This window comes from Mesorhizobium sp. M0136, from assembly GCF_040322515.1.
Taxonomy (GTDB): domain Bacteria; phylum Pseudomonadota; class Alphaproteobacteria; order Rhizobiales; family Rhizobiaceae; genus Mesorhizobium.
This window is the reverse complement of the sequence record NZ_JAMYTP010000007.1, coordinates 42282-57964: the sequence shown is the minus strand read 5'-3', so window position 1 is coordinate 57964 and position 15683 is coordinate 42282. Positions and strand designations below refer to the sequence as shown.

Genomic DNA, 15683 nt, shown 5'->3' with positions numbered 1-15683 from the left:
CTCCCCAGGTTTGCCAAGCGACTTCGGTTCACTAAACCGAGACATAGCATGAGCAACAGCGTCTACCGCTTGGCGGCAGTCCTCCTTGCGCTTGGCATCTTCCTGTTCGACGTGCTGTCGCCGCTCGAGGGAGCGATCGCGGTACTCTACGTGCTCGTCGTACTCATTGCGGCCCGCACCTCGCGGCGAGCGGACGTGTTGGTCGCCGCTGCTGGCGCCATCGTACTGACGGTGCTGGCCTATGTCATTTCCCACGGCATGGAGAGCTTCGGATCTCCCGCTTTACGCGCAGCCGTAAGCCTTGCGGCCATCGCCATCGCCACCGCGCTGGCGCTCCAGAGTCAGGCCGCCACGGAAACCCTGGCTGCGCAGGCTCGCTTGCTGAACCTCTCGCACGACATGATCTTCGTTCGCGACATCCGCGGTGTCATCACCTTTTGGAACGACGCTGCCGCGGAGGTCTATGGCTGGACCGCAGCCGAGGCGATCGGTCGGGTGGCGGACGAACTGCTCGGTACGAAATACCTTGCCGACCGGGCAGTGGTTGAAGCTGCATTGCTCAAAAGCGGGCGATGGGAGGGGATCTTAGAGCATCAGACGCGAACCGGTGCGCGGCTCGTGCTGGACAGCCGCTGGGCGATACAGCGGGACCGCCACGGAAACGGCGTTGGCGTCCTGGAAACGCACACCGACATAACGGAGCGCCAGACAGCTCATGCAGCACTGGTCAGGAGTGAGCGGCGCTACAGGCGCATGTTCGATACAAGCCGGATCGGCGTCATCGAAGAAGACTGGAGCGCAGTCCAAGCCGAGCTTGCCAACGTAGCGGAGGAAGGGACCTCGATTGCCGACCATCTCGCCGCCAACCCGGACTTCTACACGCGCGCCAGACGGCTCATCAGAATCGTGGACGTCAATGCAGCGCTCCTGTCCATGCTTTCAGTGGATGATCGCACGCAGTTCCTGAACACGCTGGACGATGTCCTGGGTGCGGCCGATACGACTTTCCCGGGCGCGCTCGTTGCGTTTGCGCGCGGTGACGCCTTCTATGAGGGGGAGACGGAGATGGTCTCGAGCGACGGGAAGGCCGTCCCTGTGCTGTTCACCATCACCTTTCCCTCTTCACCTGACGACGGCGACAAGGCTCTGGTATACGTAGTGGACATCACGGACCGTAAGCGCGCCCAGGACGCTATCCAGCAGGCACAGGCCGAACTCGCCCACGCCGCGCGCGTCGCCACCCTCGGTGAGCTGACCGCGTCGATTGCGCACGAGGTCAGCCAGCCGCTCATGGCGGTGGTGACGAACGGCGAGGCAGGGATGCGCTGGCTCCGCCGCGATCCGCCCGAGCTCAACGAGGTGGAGTTCGCGCTCGGGCGCGCTGTCGCCGAGGGGCGAAGGGCAAGCGACATCGTGAAGCGCATCAGGGCTTTCCTGAAGAAGGCGCCGTCACATCGAGACGAACTGGCCTTGTCCGCATTGCTGGAAGACGCCGTGGCGCTCGTCCAGCGTGAGATTGCGAAGGCCAACATACAGCTCAAGATCGACCTGCAGCCTCACCTTCCCAACATACGCGGTGACCGCGTTCAGCTGCAGCAAGTCCTGGTCAACCTCATGATCAATGCGGCGCACGCCATGGCCGGGCAGGACGGCGCGCGCATGCAGTTCATAACCGCCGCCAAAACCGAGGTGGACGACATCGAGATCATCGTGCAGGACACCGGGCCGGGAATACCGAATGAGCATCTTCAGCGATTGTTCGAACCGTTTTTCACGACCAAGCAGGACGGCATGGGAATGGGCCTTGCCATATGCAAGACAACGATTGAGGCGCATGGCGGGCGAATGACAGTTGAGAGCCTGCCGCGGCAGGGCGCGACGTTCCGCGTGACCCTACCCTCCGTCGATGCAAGTGCGACCGCATGAACAGGGCTACTTCCATGAAAGTTGCTTCGTCTCCGACAGGACCATCTCCCTTTGTTGTCGTCGTCGACGACGACCCGGGCGTGCGCGACGCACTCGACAGCCTGTTCCGTTCGGTCGGGATGTCGACCTACTTGTTCGGCAGTCCGGCCGAGATGATTCAAGCCAGCCTTCCCCAGTCGCCGGGCTGCATCATCCTCGATGTCCGTCTGCCGGGCGTCAGCGGCCTGGACTTCCAGTCGCAGATGACGAAACAGGGAATCGAACTGCCGGTGGTCTTCATGACCGGTCACGGCGATATTCCGATGACGGTCCGCGCCATGAAAGCCGGCGCCGTCGATTTCCTCTCAAAGCCGTTTCGCGACCAGGACATGCTGGACGCGGTAACAAGCGCGATCGAGCGGGATCGGGTCAGGAGGGTCGAGCGCACGGAGAGCGATCGCCTGCGAGCGGAATATGAAACGTTGACGCCGCGCGAGCGCGAGGTGATGGGCCATGTCGTCGCCGGCCTGATGAACAAGCAGGTGGCGGGCGTGATCGGGCTTTCGGAAATCACGGTGAAGATCCATCGCGGCAATGTCATGCGCAAGATGGGCGTCCGCACGCTCGCGGACCTTGTTCGCAAGGCAGAGGCGCTGGGTATTTCAGGTCGCTGACCGGCATGGTGCAAACCTCCGTATGATTTCCTTTCGGGCCAATGTGCCTCATGGATGACGGGTGGCTCTGTGGAGATGACCTGCTGCAATCGAGCGGCATGAACGCCTTTGATTATGCTCAAGATTCCCAAGATTGCGATCGTCGATGACGATGACGGAGTGCGAAGCTCGCTCGCCAGCCTGCTCAGATCTCTCGGCTATGAAGTGTGTGGCTATGCGTCGGCGCTCGAATTTCTTGACGATAAAATTGCCGACGATCCTGGCTGCATGATCACTGACATCCAGATGCCCGGAATGTCGGGCGACGAACTTCAGGCGGAGCTGATAGCAAGAGGCCGGATTTTTCCGATGATCTTCATGACGGCTTTCCCAAACGAGGCGACGCGAAACAAGGTGATGGCTGCAGGCGCCCGTGCGTTTCTGGAAAAACCAGTTGAAGCTGATGCGATTACAAGCTGCCTGGAACTACTTCCTCGAGACTAGCCAACTTCTCGCGCGCGGTTCGGGAAGTAGCATGCATAGGAGTTGCAAGTACCCCAACAATACGAGTTCAAACTCAAACGCACTCGCGCCACCGGCGTCTGCTTTTAGGAACGGAGAATAGATACCCGAAGGTCCGATATTAGGCGCGAAGCAGTCATCCAGCGGCAGCCTGACAGTGGTCGCTTGGTCAATTCTTCCGGTTCTTGAGCTGGACGGTTTCGTCAGCCGAATCTATGTAACGGCTTGTTTCGGCGCAATCGCGCCGGGTGCAAGTCTTTTCACAATGTCGCCGCCGAATCTAGGATGAGGGCCTTGCAAGCCTAGGCGAGGGTAGGGCGCTACGCTAGCTTACCGCTGACTTCGATCGGCCTCTCCGCTGTTTGCCGCCATTCTAGCACAAGTGGAGCGGATCGTTGCGCAGGGAAAAATCGCACGCTGGCGCGCAATATCGCGCCATAGCGCAGAAGAGGCGGTGGCTCCCCGGGCCGGATTCGAACCAGCGACCAACCGGTTAACAGCCGGTTGCTCTACCACTGAGCTACCGGGGAACAGAGGCTCTTGCGTGAGTGGGGCAGCCTATAGCAAACCCGTTTCGGCTTTGCAAAGAAGCATTTCGCATTTTTTCGACGCTTTTTGGCGCGGGGCATCCTGGCAGTGGCCGGCAAGCGCCCTCATATGAGCTGTCTCTCGCCTGTCACGGAACGGAAAAGGCCGTTGCGGCTTTCTCCGGGTGATGGCCTACTGATGCAAACGGATCGATATTTCACATGACGGCAATGAGCGACGACCAGCCACCGGCCCGGAAAATCTCGGTCTTCGGCCGCCAGTTCACCATGCCGCGCTCGCGCGGCCTCCGGATTGCGATCGGCGTCGTGCTGATCATCGGCGGCATTCTCGGCTTCCTGCCGATCCTGGGTTTCTGGATGGTGCCGATCGGATTGCTGGTGCTCTCCTACGAATTCGCGTTGGTGCGCCGTCACCGGCGCCGCTTCGTCGTCTGGTGGGAGCGACGCCGCCGGCCGGATTGAGGTTGCCCTGCTGACAGGCGGGAAACAGGGCAATTGTTTGAGAGCGGCGTGGTCATCACCGAGGCTGGTCGAAACAGCTTTCCAGGCGTTCGCAGAGCTCGTTGAGAACGGCGGTAGCCGATGCCAGCCGCGCCCGGTCGCGCGGCGGCAGGCTGTTTGCGCCTTCTATGCTGAGGCGATCGATGGCATAGCGCACAAGCTCTGCAGACTGCGACAATCCGCGCGGTGTGCCGTCTTTCGTAGCTGCTCGACCCATGGCGGAACTCTCCTTTCTGCCCAACGTGGCCGCCGGTTTCGGGTTCCTGTCGCCGAGGATCATCCTTAACGATAAGCTAATATGTTATTGCTAGCATGGCATTGCATTGATAAGCAGTGCCTCGATGTCGGAAGAACCGTTGGGAATGCATGGTGGCCGCTTGACGGCATTTTCGCCGCAACCTATTGGAGCCGGGTGGAACGCCGGGAGCAATGAGGCCTCGTGGCGGAGTGGTTACGCAGAGGACTGCAAATCCTTGCACCCCGGTTCGATTCCGGGCGAGGCCTCCAATGCCCGAGCTCCCGCGCGTCAGCGCCAGGGGGCTTCAGTTCCGGTCGAAACAGCCGCGGCCTTTGCGCGGCAAGCGGATGGTTGGAACATGAGCGCTGATTTTGCCGAACGCCGGGTGAAGATGGTCGACGGCCAGATCCGCACCACCGACGTGACCAGCGCACCGCTGCTCGAGGCTATGCTTGTCGTGCCGCGCGAGGCCTTTGTTGCCCCCGGCCAGCGTGACCTTGCCTATATCGACGAGGACATCCGCATTGCCGATACGGCCGATGGTCCGCGCTATTTGATGGAACCGTCGCCATTGGCCAAGCTGATGCAGCTGGCCGATATCGGCCCAAGCGATTCGGCACTCGATGTCGGCTGCGGCACCGGCTATGCGGCGGCGATCCTGTCGCGGCTGGCAAGGTCCGTGGTAGCGCTGGAAAGCGATCCGGCGCTGGCCGAGACCGCCACTTCGACGCTTGCTGCGCTGGGGTGCGGCAATGTCACCGTGGTCCAGGGACCGCTGCCGCAAGGCCATGCCGCCAATGGGCCTTACGACGTCATCCTGATCGGTGGCAGCGTCGGCGAGGTGCCGGCGGCGCTGTTCGACCAGCTTGCCGAAGGCGGCCGACTCGTCGCCGTGGAAGGGCAGGGCAATTCGGGCGTAGCCCGGCTTTTTTTTAAGACTGGGGGGGTTGTAACGGGAAGACGCGCATTTAATGCGGCAATTAAGCCACTACCGGGATTCGAACGCATTCCCGCCTTCGAATTCTGAGTGATTTTGCCTTGCAGCGAAGGCGCTGTCATGATCGCTTGCGTTTGAACAATCGTTGCTGATCTGCATAACCGGGCGTTTCTGGGGCTTTCAGCGGGGGAACGATAAAAAACGCGGCGCCGGCTGATCAGAAGGAGAAGCCAGCGTGGCGCAGTTCCCGTGCAAAACGAATGAGGGAATATAACGTGCCGTCTGTACGCAAGTTACTTTTTACCGCCGTCCTCGGTTCGGCGACCGCGCTGTCTCCAATGGCCGCCTCGGCCGAAACCATTCTCGGGGCCCTTTCAAAGGCCTATCAGAACAATTCCTCGCTCAATTCGACACGCGCCGGCGTCCGCGTCACCGACGAGGGCGTTGCCATCGCCAAGTCCGGCTGGCGCCCGACCGTAACGGGTTCCGCGGACATCGACTACACCAGCACCCACGTCAATGGTACTAGTCGAACCGCGCGCATAACCACGGGCAACTTTGGCGTCCAGATCAACCAAACCCTGTTCGACGGCTTCCAGACCAAGAACAACGTCGCTGCCGCTGAAGCGCGGGTCCGCGCTTCGTTCGAAAGCCTGCGCAACACCGAAGAGAACACGCTATTCAACGCAGCGAGCGCCTATATGGATGTGATCCGCGACCGCCAGATTGCGGTGCTGACCGAACAGAACCTGCAATTCCTGACCGAACAGGCGCGTGCGGCGCGGTCGCGCTTCGACGTCGGCGAAGGTACGCGCACCGACGTCGCGCAAGCCGACGCCCAGCGTGCCTCCGCGGTGGCGCAGTTGAGCGCCGCCCGCGCGACGGCGCTGGCAAGCGCTGCGACCTACCGCCAGATCGTCGGCGACGAGCCGGGCAGGCTCAGGCCGGCTTCGCCGGTGTCTAAGCTGTTGCCGTCGAGTCTCGATGCGGCGATCGCGATCGCATCGGCCGAGCATCCGGCCATCCTTGCCACCGCGCATCTGGTCGATGCGGCGGCGTTTTCGGTGAAGTCTGCCGAAGGCGCGCTGCTGCCGCAGCTTTCGGCCAGCGCCGGCGTTTCCAGCGACTATCGCAACACGGTTCCAGGCGTCCTTGGGGCGTCGCAGGATGGCACCAGGACGTCGGCGAACATCGGCGCCACGCTGATCGTGCCGATCTATTCGGGCGGACGGACCTCGGCGACCGTTCGCCAGTCGAAGGAATCACTCAGCCAGGCCCGTATCGAGGTCGATGTCAGTCGCGACCAAGTGCGCCAGGCTGTGACCTCGGCATGGTCGCAATACACCGCCGCGCAGCAAAGCGTCACGGCCAACCGGCAGGTGGTCGCCGCCGCACAGCTTGCCCTGAACGGCGTCATCGAAGAGCGCAATGTCGGCCAGCGCACCACGCTCGACGTGCTCAACGCGCAGGCAACCCTCATCACCGCCAAGATCAATCTTGTCAGCGCCGAACGCGACGTTGTGGTGGCAAGCTATGCCATCCTCTCGGCGGTTGGCCATTTGTCGGCAGACCGGCTTGCGCTCAATGTGACGAAGTACAGGCCCGAAGAGCATTACAATGCCGTCAAGGACAAGTGGATCGGCCTGCGCACGCCGGACGGCCGCTGATCGCCAGGCCGTGTCTTCAGCCCGCGCTCGAACGACGCGCGGGCTTCAACTCCCGACCCTAATCTGTTGAAATCCGAGATGTCGCCACATTGGGGATTCTCGCAAGGCGTTCCGTCGGTTACGCTGTTGCCATGATTCGAATCCGGCGTTTGCCGGACAGGAAATCTGAGAACGAGTCACAAGGGCGGCGGATGTGACGATGGCGACGGCGAGCAGCGTACAGCGCGAACCTTCCATGGAAGAGATACTGGCTTCCATCAGAAGGATCATCGAGGACAGCGATACCGGCCGCAAGCAGCCGGGCGAAGCGGACGAGCTGCGCCAGGATCTGCAACCGGCACCGGCAGCCGGACGCACAGCGGAGGCGGATGCGTTCAGCTCCGAACTGCGCGGCGGACTGGAGATCGCCAAGCCGGCCACGCGGGCCGAGGTGCAGCCAACGGCCGCGCCGGTCATTGAGCGCCTGGAAACGCCGCTCCGCCCCGGCCCGGTAAAAGCACCGGTGACGCTGGCTGAGGTGAACGCCGCTCCCGCACCGGCCGCAAAGCCGGATCGGCCTGCGATGGCCAACGCTGGCGAGACGACCGACACCATCATTGCCGATTGGCGGCGCGAGATCGCCGCGGTCGGCGACGCGATGACCAAGCCGGAGCGCGCCGAGCCACCCCGGACGCCGGACGCCGAGCCGAAAGCCGAGGTTTTCGAGGACGAGGCGACTGCTGGACCTGCGCCGGAGCTTTCGGAAATTGAGCCGGAACCTTCGAAACTCGGCCCGGAACCTTCGAAAATCGCCCTGGAATCTTCGAAAATCGGCCCGGAGTCTTCGAAAATCGGACTTGCGCGTCCGGCGGCGAGCGAGCCGCCGCCCGCACGTCCGGCGATCCTTTCGGAGCATACGGGCCGGCAGGTTGCCGCCGCCTTCGGCGAGCTTTCCGACGCGTTTGCCAGCCGCAGCAAGAAGACCTTCGACGAGATGGCCGAGGAGATGCTGCGGCCCATGCTGCAGGACTGGCTGGACAACAACCTGCCGACGCTGGTCGAGCGGCTGGTGCGCGAGGAAATCGAGCGCGTCGCGCGCGGCGCACAGTAGCAGTTCGGAGGAGACGCCGCCGATAGGCGGCTCGACCGGCGAATTGTCGAAGTCGGGGCTGCCCCTCATCCGCCTGCCGGCACCTTCTCCTCGCATAGTGAGAGGAAGAAGGAGCTGACCGCAACCGCGGCGCCTTTTCCGCAACGTTTGTGATTGGCGAACGCTTTCAGTACAGGCGTCTTTCGCCCCGTCACCATACGGGGAGAAATGCCCGGCAGGGCAATGAGGGGCGGCGCAAACCTGAAGCGATTGCCTTGCAACATTCAGTTGCGCGAGTTGCACCGAACCATCCCGGCGCTATCTATTGGCCATGCCGCCCTTGCGGTTGACTTGGCAACAACCTTCCGATTTACACCGGACCACAAATTCCGGACAGCGCGGACCGTTTTCCCATGCTCGAAAAGACCTACGACGCCAAAGCCGTCGAGCCGAAGATTGCCAGGATCTGGGAAGAGGCCGACGCGTTTCGGGCCGGCGCCGGGGCCGAGGAGGGGGCTGAAGCCTTCACCATCGTCATCCCGCCGCCGAACGTCACCGGCTCGCTGCATATGGGCCACGCGCTCAACAACACGCTGCAGGACATTCTGGTGCGCTTCGAGCGCATGCGCGGCAAAAACGTGCTGTGGCAGCCGGGGATGGATCATGCCGGCATCGCCACGCAGATGGTGGTCGAGCGCCAGCTGATGGAAAAGCAGATCCACCGCCGCGACCTGACGCGCGATGAGTTCATCGACAAGGTGTGGGAGTGGAAGGCAGAATCCGGCGGCGCCATCCTCAACCAGCTGAAGCGGCTCGGGGCCTCGGCCGACTGGAGCCGGGAGCGCTTCACCATGGACGAGGGCCTGTCCAAGGCCGTGCTCGAAGTGTTCGTGACGCTCTACAAGGAAGGGCTGATCTATAAGGACAAGCGCCTTGTGAACTGGGACCCGAAGCTGTTGACCGCCATCTCGGATCTCGAGGTCGAGCAGCAGGAAGTCAACGGCAACCTCTGGCACTTCCGCTATCCGATCGAAGGCATGACCTTCGATCCGGAAAATCCGAAGACCTTCATCACCGTTGCGACGACCCGGCCGGAGACGATGCTGGGCGATACGGCTGTCGCAGTCCACCCCGACGACGAGCGTTTCCGGCATCTTGTCGGCAAGAAACTCATCCTGCCGATCGTCGGCCGCAGGATCCCGGTGGTCGCGGACGAGTATTCCGATCCCGAAAAAGGCAGCGGTGCGGTCAAGATCACGCCGGCGCATGACTTCAACGATTTCGAGGTCGGCAAGCGCCACCGGCTGCCGGCGGTCAACGTCCTCACCGTCAATGCGGCGGTGAGCCTCAAGGACAATGAGGACTTTCTCGCCGGACTGGAAGTGACGCCGGAGCACCAGGCCGTATGGGACAGCCTCGACGGCCTGGACCGTTTCGACGCGCGCAAGAAGATCGTCGAGTTGATGGAGGCGGGCGGCTTTCTCGAGAAGGTCGAGCCGCATCGCCACACGGTGCCGCACGGCGACCGCGGCGGCGTGCCGATCGAGCCGTTTCTGACCGACCAATGGTATGTCAATGCGGCGGAACTGGCCAAGCCGGCGATCGCCTCGGTGCGCGAGAGCCGTACCAATTTCGTGCCCAAAAACTGGGAAAAGACCTATTTCGACTGGATGGAGAACATCCAGCCCTGGTGCATTTCGCGCCAGCTCTGGTGGGGCCACCAGATCCCTGCCTGGTATGGGCCGGACGGGCATGTCTTTGTCGAAAAGACCGAGGAAGAAGCCCTCGGTGCCGCCGTCGAATATTATCTGGCGCTGGAAGGGCCGTGGAAGGCCTGGGTCGAGGACAAGCTCGAGAATTTCCAGCCTGGCGAGATCCTGACCCGCGACGAGGACGTGCTCGATACATGGTTCTCGTCGGCGCTGTGGCCGTTCTCGACGCTTGGCTGGCCGGACCAGACGCCGGAACTGAAGACCTATTACCCGACCGACGTGCTGGTGACCGGTTTCGACATCATCTTCTTCTGGGTCGCCCGCATGATGATGATGGGCCTGCATTTCATGGATCAGGAGCCGTTTCATACCGTCTATGTCCATGCGCTGGTTCGCGACAAGAACGGGCAGAAGATGTCGAAGTCGAAAGGCAACGTCATCGATCCGCTCGAGCTCATCGACGAATACGGCGCCGATGCGCTGCGCTTCACCTTGACGGTGATGGCAGCGCAAGGGCGCGACGTTAAGCTCGATCCGGCCCGCATTGCAGGTTATCGCAATTTCGGCACCAAGCTGTGGAACGCGACGCGCTTCGCCGAGATGAACGAAGTGGCGCGCGACGACGATTTCTGGCTGCAGGACGCCAAGCTGGCGGTCAACCGCTGGATCCTGACGGAGCTGACGCGAGCCGCGCGCGACATAACCGACGGCATCACCTCGTACCGCTTCAATGAGGCGGCGGGTGCTGCCTACCGGTTTGTCTGGAACCAGTTCTGCGACTGGTATCTGGAACTGCTGAAGCCGGTGTTCATGGGCGCCGACGAGGCCGCCAAGGCCGAGAGCAGGGCATGCGTCGCCTTCGTGCTGGACGAGATCTATAAGCTGCTGCATCCGATGATGCCGTTCATGACCGAGGAACTGTGGGCCGAAACCGCCGGCGAGGGCAGGCAACGGCCGTCGCTGCTTTGTCATGCGGCTTGGCCGTCGCCCGACTTCGAGGACGAGGCGGCCGCCGCCGACATCAACTGGCTGGTCGATCTCGTCTCCGGCATCCGCTCGGTGCGTTCGGAGATGAACGTGCCGCCGGCGGCGATCGCACCGCTCGTGGTGATCGGCGCCAACGAAACGACACGCGAAAGGCTCGAGCGTCAGGGCTCGGCCATCAAGCGTCTGGCGCGGGTCGGCGACATCTCGCTAGCGGAGGCGCCACCCAGGGGATCCGCCCAGATCGTCGTCAACGAGGCGACCATCTGTCTGCCGCTCGGCAGCCTGATCGACCTTGCCGCCGAGGCAGCGCGCCTGCACAAGGAGCTTGCCAAGGTGACCGAGGAAATAGCGCGGCTCTACAAGAAGCTGTCCAACGAGAAATTCGTCGCCAACGCGCCGGAAGAGGTAGTGGAGGCCGAGCGTGAAAAACTCGCCGAATATCGCGAGGCGCAAGAGAAGCTTTCGGTCGCATTGGCGCGGGTGCGCGATGCGGGCTGATCAAACAAACTGGGCCGGCTGGCTACAATAGATTCGCCGTTCACGAATCTGCTTTCCAGCTACGCCGCCTGCCACGAAAACAGGCATTCCGCAGCGTAAATCTTGAGGCAAATTGAATGTTTTTGCCCCATTGTTGCCATAATGTAACAATGGCCGGCTGGGCAGGCAAAATTCCCTGTTCCCTGGTGATTTAGGCGGTTTTCCCGAGTTTTCTCGTCGATTTGTATTGAGGCGGCCATTTTCCTGCCTCGGTAAGAAGGCCGACACCTTGTCGGAAATGCGGTCCGCTAAGGTATACATGTACGCACGGCGAATTCGTTGTTGCGCCGTTAACCTGAATTGGTTCAGCTTGATGCAAGGACATTTCGGGGAGGAGATTCATGTGTTGTTCGCGTCTGAAAGTGCTGCTGGGCGCGGGGGCTTTTTCGCTGGCTTTTGCCGGGACGGTGCAAGCCGGGGGCTTTGACCGGGGCGGCGTCAACATCGACCAGCTGTTCGACGCGGCGCCTTATTCGTTCGATGCGGGCGTCACCTATGTTTCGCCACAGCGCAAACTCAAGAATGTGCAGCGTCTCGATGGCTCGGGATTGTCGACGTCGGCGGTGGATGTTGGCGGCGACTATGCAGTGCCGCATGTGGGGCTAAAGGCCAACCTCTTTGAACCGGTGGACTGTCTTGCGACCTATACGGAACCGTATGGTGCGGATGCAAACTTCGGCGCCAATAACTCCTATTCGCCGACAGCGGTCAAATACGCCGTCGACACAAACGATTTCGGTCTTACCTGTTCCTACAAGGTGAACGTCGGCAAGGGCGCCTTTCGGTTCATCGGCGGTGTCTCGTACCAACAGGTCGACGCGTTTCTGTCCCGCCAGACACTGCTCGCCTTCGGCAATACCGGCCTCGGCGTCTTCAAGCTGTCCGACGAGGCATGGGGTTGGCGTGCGGGCGCAGCCTATGAGATCCCCGAGATCGCTCTGCGCGCCAGCCTGATGTACTCTTCGAGCTACAAATATGACGGGCTGTCGGGAACCGTCGACACGACCGGCTTCAGGGGCGCCTTTCCAGCGGATCTGATTCCCGGCTCTACCGGCGTGTACCCAGTCTCGGCGTCGGCTGAGATACCTCAAGCTTTGGAATTCAAGCTGCAGAGCGGCATAGCTCCTGGCTGGCTGGCCTTTGGTTCCGTCCGCTGGCAGGAGTGGAGCAAGCTTGGCGTCATTGCCATCAATGGCGTGCGCAGTCCGGTAACCGGTGCTCCCTCGCCCGTTTCATTCGATCTGCTTTATCGCGACGGCTGGACGGTCACCGGCGGCATCGGTCACAAGTTCACCGATCAATTGTCGGGCGTGGTTTCGCTGACCTGGGATCGCGGCACCTCGACGACCTCCGGCTATCAGTCGGATACCTGGGCCGTGGCCAGCGGCGTCTCCTATTCGCCGAATGATCAGGTCGAGGTCAGGCTCGGCGGCTCGATCGGTGTGCTGACGAGCGGGTCATCGGCTTTCAGCGGTGTCGGCGACGAGGCAAATGCGGTCACCTACACTTACGACAACGACCTGCTTCTCGCCGGTTCGGCTTCCGTTAAGATCAAGTTCTAACTACGGATTTTTAAACGACAAAACGGCCGGGCACTGCCCGCTCGGTTCATTCGGCGCTCGTCCGGCATTCGGCGGCGCAACAATTGCCCCCAAGATGTTCGCTCCTGTAATTGTGACGTTTTGGCAACAGTTTCTGAACAACCCTCGCGCCACCCGGCCGCCCGGGAACATTGCCCATTTCCCGCCATAAACGCGGCGCACCTCGAATTTGTCTCGGGACACGCGCCAAAAGGCTAGGCGAAGAGGCAGGCCGCACCGCCCGCGGCAAGGACGAGTATGGACACCAGAGCGATCTCCAAGGCCAAGCTGCCGAGCCGCCACGTGACCGTTGGTCCCGAGCGGGCGCCGCATCGCTCCTACCTCTATGCTATGGGGCTGTCGGCGGCCGAGATCGCGCAGCCGCTGGTCGGTGTCGCCAGCTGCTGGAACGAAGCCGCACCCTGCAACATCTCGCTGATGCGCCAGGCGCAAGTGGTCAAGAAGGGCGTGGCGGCGGCCAACGGCACGCCACGCGAATTCTGCACCATCACCGTCACCGACGGCATCGCCATGGGCCATCAGGGCATGAAGTCGTCGCTGGTGTCGCGCGAGGTCATCGCCGACTCGGTCGAGCTCACCATGCGCGGCCATTGCTACGATGCGCTGGTCGGATTGGCCGGTTGCGACAAGTCGCTGCCCGGCATGATGATGGCTATGGTGCGCCTCAACGTACCGTCGATCTTCATCTATGGCGGCTCGATCCTGCCCGGCAGCTACCGTGGCCGGCAGATCACCGTGCAGGACGTGTTCGAGGCGGTGGGCCAGCACTCGGTCGGCACCATCGGCGACGCCGAGCTGCTCGAGATCGAGCAAGCCGCATGTCCTTCGGCCGGCTCCTGCGGCGCCCAGTTCACCGCCAACACCATGGCCACCGTCGCTGAGGCCATCGGCCTGGCGCTGCCCTATTCCTGCGGCGCGCCTGCACCCTACGAGATGCGTGACCGCTTCAATTTCGCTTCCGGCGAAAAGATCATGGAACTGATCGGAAGGAACATCCGCCCGCGCGACATCGTTACCATAGAAGCGTTGGAAAATGCCGCGACCGTGGTCTCGGCCACCGGCGGCTCGACCAACGCGGCGCTGCATCTGCCGGCGATCGCGCACGAGGCCGGGATAAAGTTCGATCTTTTCGACGTGGCCAGGATATTTGAGAAGACACCCTACATCGCCGACCTCAAGCCGGGCGGCAAGTACGTCGCCAAGGACATGTTCGAGGCCGGCGGCATTCCACTCTTGATGAAGACGCTGCTCGACCATGGCTACCTTCATGGCGATTGCCTGACGGTGACTGGCCGCACTTTGGCCGAAAATATGGAACATGTTTCCTGGAATGACAGCCAGGATGTGGTCCGTCCCGCCAACAGGCCGATTACCCAGACCGGCGGGGTCGTGGGCTTGAAGGGTAACCTTGCCCCCGAAGGCGCGATCGTGAAGGTCGCCGGCATGACGGAGCTGAAATTCTCGGGTCCGGCGCGCTGCTTCGATTCGGAAGAGGAATGTTTCGAAGCGGTTACGCATCGCAACTATAGGGAAGGCGAGGTTCTCGTCATCCGCTACGAGGGTCCGCGCGGCGGCCCGGGCATGCGCGAAATGCTGTCGACGACGGCGGCTCTCTACGGCCAGGGCATGGGCGGCAAGGTGGCGCTCATCACCGACGGGCGTTTTTCGGGCGCAACGCGCGGTTTCTGCATCGGCCATGTCGGACCGGAAGCGGCAGTGGGCGGCCCGATCGGGCTGCTTAGGGATGGCGACCTGATCTCGATCGATGCGGTGAACGGCACGATCGAGGTTGCATTGTCCAAAGCCGAACTGGCGGCGAGGGCAAAGGCATGGAAGGCGCGCACCACCGACTATCAGTCGGGCGCGATCTGGAAATACGCACAGACGGTCGGATCTGCCCGCGACGGCGCGGTCACCCATCCCGGCGGTGCCAAAGAAACACACTGCTATGCGGACATCTGAGTTGTTGAGGTCGTCTGTTCTTTCGGCACTGGTTGCGCTCGCCACGTTTGGCGCGACCTTGGGCGCCGTCGGCCAGGCCATGGCCTTCGACGACAAGGTGTTCGACGACAAGACCGGCGTGAAGCCGCAGTCGAGCCCGTGGGCGGTGTTCCAGTTCGGCTTTTCCGCCTACAAAAACGGCCATAAGGAGCAGGCCGCGGAAGCCTATAAATATGCCGCCGAGAACGGCCAGATCGGCGCCACCTGGAAGCTTGCGCGCATGTATGCCGAAGGCGATGGCGTGGCGCGAGACGACTACGCGGCGTTCAAGTTCTTCTCAGAGATCGTCGACCAGGATGTCGAGCCCGGTTCGCCCGAGGAAAGCTATGTTTCGGACGCACTGGTGGCGCTTGGCGACTATCTGAGGAAGGGCATTCCCGGCAGCCCCGTCGAGGAGAACGAGGTGGCGGCCCAGGAATATTACATGCGTGCCGCCGCCAACTACCGCAATCCGAATGCCCAGTTCGAGATGGGCCAGATGTTCCTCAAGGGTGAGGGCGGCGTCAAGGCCAGCGTCAAGCAGGCCGGACGCTGGTTCCAGCTGGCGGCCGAAAAGGGCCATGCGGGCGCGCAGGCGACGCTCGGCAATCTGCTCTTCCAAAGCGGCAAGATCGTGCGGGGGCTGGCGATGATGACCGCGGCGCTCGAACGGGCCTCACCTGCCGACCAGCCATGGATCCGCGGCATGCAGGAAGAAGCGTTTGCCGCCGCCGGCGAAGCCGACCGCCGCACCGCGATCTCGCTGGCCGACGACATCCTCACCAAGGGTGGCGGCGACCAGTAGGCCGGCAGAAATTCCGTTTTG

Annotated in this window: 12 protein-coding genes and 2 tRNA genes; 12 read left to right on the top strand and 2 right to left on the bottom strand. The window is 62.2% G+C overall.

The genetic code is table 11. The annotated features are described in order from the left end of the window. Positions 1-48 precede the first annotated feature (48 nt). The 3 genes from NKJ35_RS10470 to NKJ35_RS10460 all read left to right on the top strand — a co-directional run bounded on the left by NKJ35_RS10470 (position 49) and on the right by NKJ35_RS10460 (position 3062). Positions 49-1926: a PAS domain-containing sensor histidine kinase gene (locus tag NKJ35_RS10470; protein WP_352646746.1), complete on the top strand. Its 1878-nt coding sequence runs from the start codon at positions 49-51 to the stop codon at positions 1924-1926. Positions 1927-1940: 14 nt separating this feature from the next. Next, the gene (locus NKJ35_RS10465; RefSeq protein WP_254818282.1) at positions 1941-2579 is read left to right on the top strand and encodes a response regulator transcription factor; all 639 of its coding nucleotides are present in this window, start codon (positions 1941-1943) and stop codon (positions 2577-2579) included. 114 nt (positions 2580-2693) lie between these two features. Next, positions 2694-3062 carry a response regulator transcription factor gene (locus NKJ35_RS10460; protein WP_254818283.1) on the top strand — a complete coding sequence of 123 codons (369 nt, stop codon included), beginning with the start codon at positions 2694-2696 and terminating at the stop codon, positions 3060-3062. Between the two features lie 473 nt (positions 3063-3535). On the opposite strand, the gene NKJ35_RS10455 is transcribed toward NKJ35_RS10460, so the two are convergent. Next, a tRNA-Asn gene (locus tag NKJ35_RS10455) sits at positions 3536-3610 on the bottom strand. Positions 3611-3829: 219 nt separating this feature from the next. Here NKJ35_RS10455 and NKJ35_RS10450 point away from each other — a divergent pair. Further along, on the top strand, positions 3830-4090 hold the full coding sequence (locus tag NKJ35_RS10450) for a hypothetical protein (protein WP_254818304.1): 261 nt from the start codon (positions 3830-3832) through the stop codon (positions 4088-4090). Between the two features lie 55 nt (positions 4091-4145). Here NKJ35_RS10450 and NKJ35_RS10445 read toward each other — a convergent pair whose 3' ends face one another. Beyond that, positions 4146-4346, bottom strand: coding sequence for a hypothetical protein (locus NKJ35_RS10445; protein WP_352646743.1), 201 nt, complete (start codon positions 4344-4346; stop codon positions 4146-4148). A 216-nt stretch (positions 4347-4562) separates the two neighbouring features. Between NKJ35_RS10445 and NKJ35_RS10440 the strand changes: the two genes are divergently transcribed. The 8 genes from NKJ35_RS10440 to NKJ35_RS10405 all read left to right on the top strand — a co-directional run bounded on the left by NKJ35_RS10440 (position 4563) and on the right by NKJ35_RS10405 (position 15662). Next, a tRNA-Cys gene (locus tag NKJ35_RS10440) sits at positions 4563-4636 on the top strand. Positions 4637-4725: 89 nt separating this feature from the next. After that, the gene (locus NKJ35_RS10435; RefSeq protein ID WP_352646741.1) at positions 4726-5394 is read left to right on the top strand and encodes a protein-L-isoaspartate O-methyltransferase family protein; all 669 of its coding nucleotides are present in this window, start codon (positions 4726-4728) and stop codon (positions 5392-5394) included. Positions 5395-5579: 185 nt separating this feature from the next. After that, positions 5580-6971, top strand: a complete 1392-nt coding sequence (locus tag NKJ35_RS10430) for a TolC family outer membrane protein (RefSeq protein ID WP_352646740.1) — start codon at positions 5580-5582, stop codon at positions 6969-6971. A gap of 199 nt (positions 6972-7170) precedes the next feature. After that, complete coding sequence (locus tag NKJ35_RS10425) at positions 7171-8061, top strand: DUF2497 domain-containing protein (protein ID WP_352646738.1); 891 nt, start codon at positions 7171-7173, stop codon at positions 8059-8061. A 392-nt stretch (positions 8062-8453) separates the two neighbouring features. Continuing rightward, a complete protein-coding gene (locus NKJ35_RS10420; RefSeq protein ID WP_352646737.1) occupies positions 8454-11237 on the top strand; it encodes a valine--tRNA ligase in 2784 nt (927 codons plus the stop codon). Between the two features lie 380 nt (positions 11238-11617). Further along, positions 11618-12838, top strand: a complete 1221-nt coding sequence (locus tag NKJ35_RS10415; RefSeq protein WP_352646735.1) for an OmpP1/FadL family transporter — start codon at positions 11618-11620, stop codon at positions 12836-12838. A gap of 276 nt (positions 12839-13114) precedes the next feature. Continuing rightward, a complete protein-coding gene (gene ilvD, locus NKJ35_RS10410; RefSeq protein ID WP_352646733.1) occupies positions 13115-14839 on the top strand; it encodes a dihydroxy-acid dehydratase in 1725 nt (574 codons plus the stop codon). After that, positions 14826-15662 carry a tetratricopeptide repeat protein gene (locus tag NKJ35_RS10405; RefSeq protein ID WP_023678939.1) on the top strand — a complete coding sequence of 279 codons (837 nt, stop codon included), beginning with the start codon at positions 14826-14828 and terminating at the stop codon, positions 15660-15662. The genes ilvD and NKJ35_RS10405 overlap by 14 nt, the downstream gene beginning before the upstream one ends. Positions 15663-15683: the final 21 nt, after the last annotated feature.

Bases quoted from the DNA above. Each gene is read 5' to 3' on its own strand.
- NKJ35_RS10415 (WP_352646735.1), top strand. From the start codon at position 11,618: ATGTGTTGTTCGCGTCTGAAAGTGCTGCTGGGCGCGGGGGCTTTTTCG.
- NKJ35_RS10465 (WP_254818282.1), top strand. From the start codon at position 1,941: ATGAAAGTTGCTTCGTCTCCGACAGGACCATCTCCCTTTGTTGTCGTC.
- NKJ35_RS10405 (WP_023678939.1), top strand. From the start codon at position 14,826: ATGCGGACATCTGAGTTGTTGAGGTCGTCTGTTCTTTCGGCACTGGTT.
- NKJ35_RS10450 (WP_254818304.1), top strand. From the start codon at position 3,830: ATGACGGCAATGAGCGACGACCAGCCACCGGCCCGGAAAATCTCGGTC.
- NKJ35_RS10460 (WP_254818283.1), top strand. From the start codon at position 2,694: ATGCTCAAGATTCCCAAGATTGCGATCGTCGATGACGATGACGGAGTG.
- NKJ35_RS10425 (WP_352646738.1), top strand. From the start codon at position 7,171: ATGGCGACGGCGAGCAGCGTACAGCGCGAACCTTCCATGGAAGAGATA.
- ilvD (WP_352646733.1), top strand. From the start codon at position 13,115: ATGGACACCAGAGCGATCTCCAAGGCCAAGCTGCCGAGCCGCCACGTG.
- NKJ35_RS10445 (WP_352646743.1), bottom strand. From the start codon at position 4,346: ATGGGTCGAGCAGCTACGAAAGACGGCACACCGCGCGGATTGTCGCAG.
- NKJ35_RS10420 (WP_352646737.1), top strand. From the start codon at position 8,454: ATGCTCGAAAAGACCTACGACGCCAAAGCCGTCGAGCCGAAGATTGCC.
- NKJ35_RS10435 (WP_352646741.1), top strand. From the start codon at position 4,726: ATGAGCGCTGATTTTGCCGAACGCCGGGTGAAGATGGTCGACGGCCAG.
- NKJ35_RS10470 (WP_352646746.1), top strand. From the start codon at position 49: ATGAGCAACAGCGTCTACCGCTTGGCGGCAGTCCTCCTTGCGCTTGGC.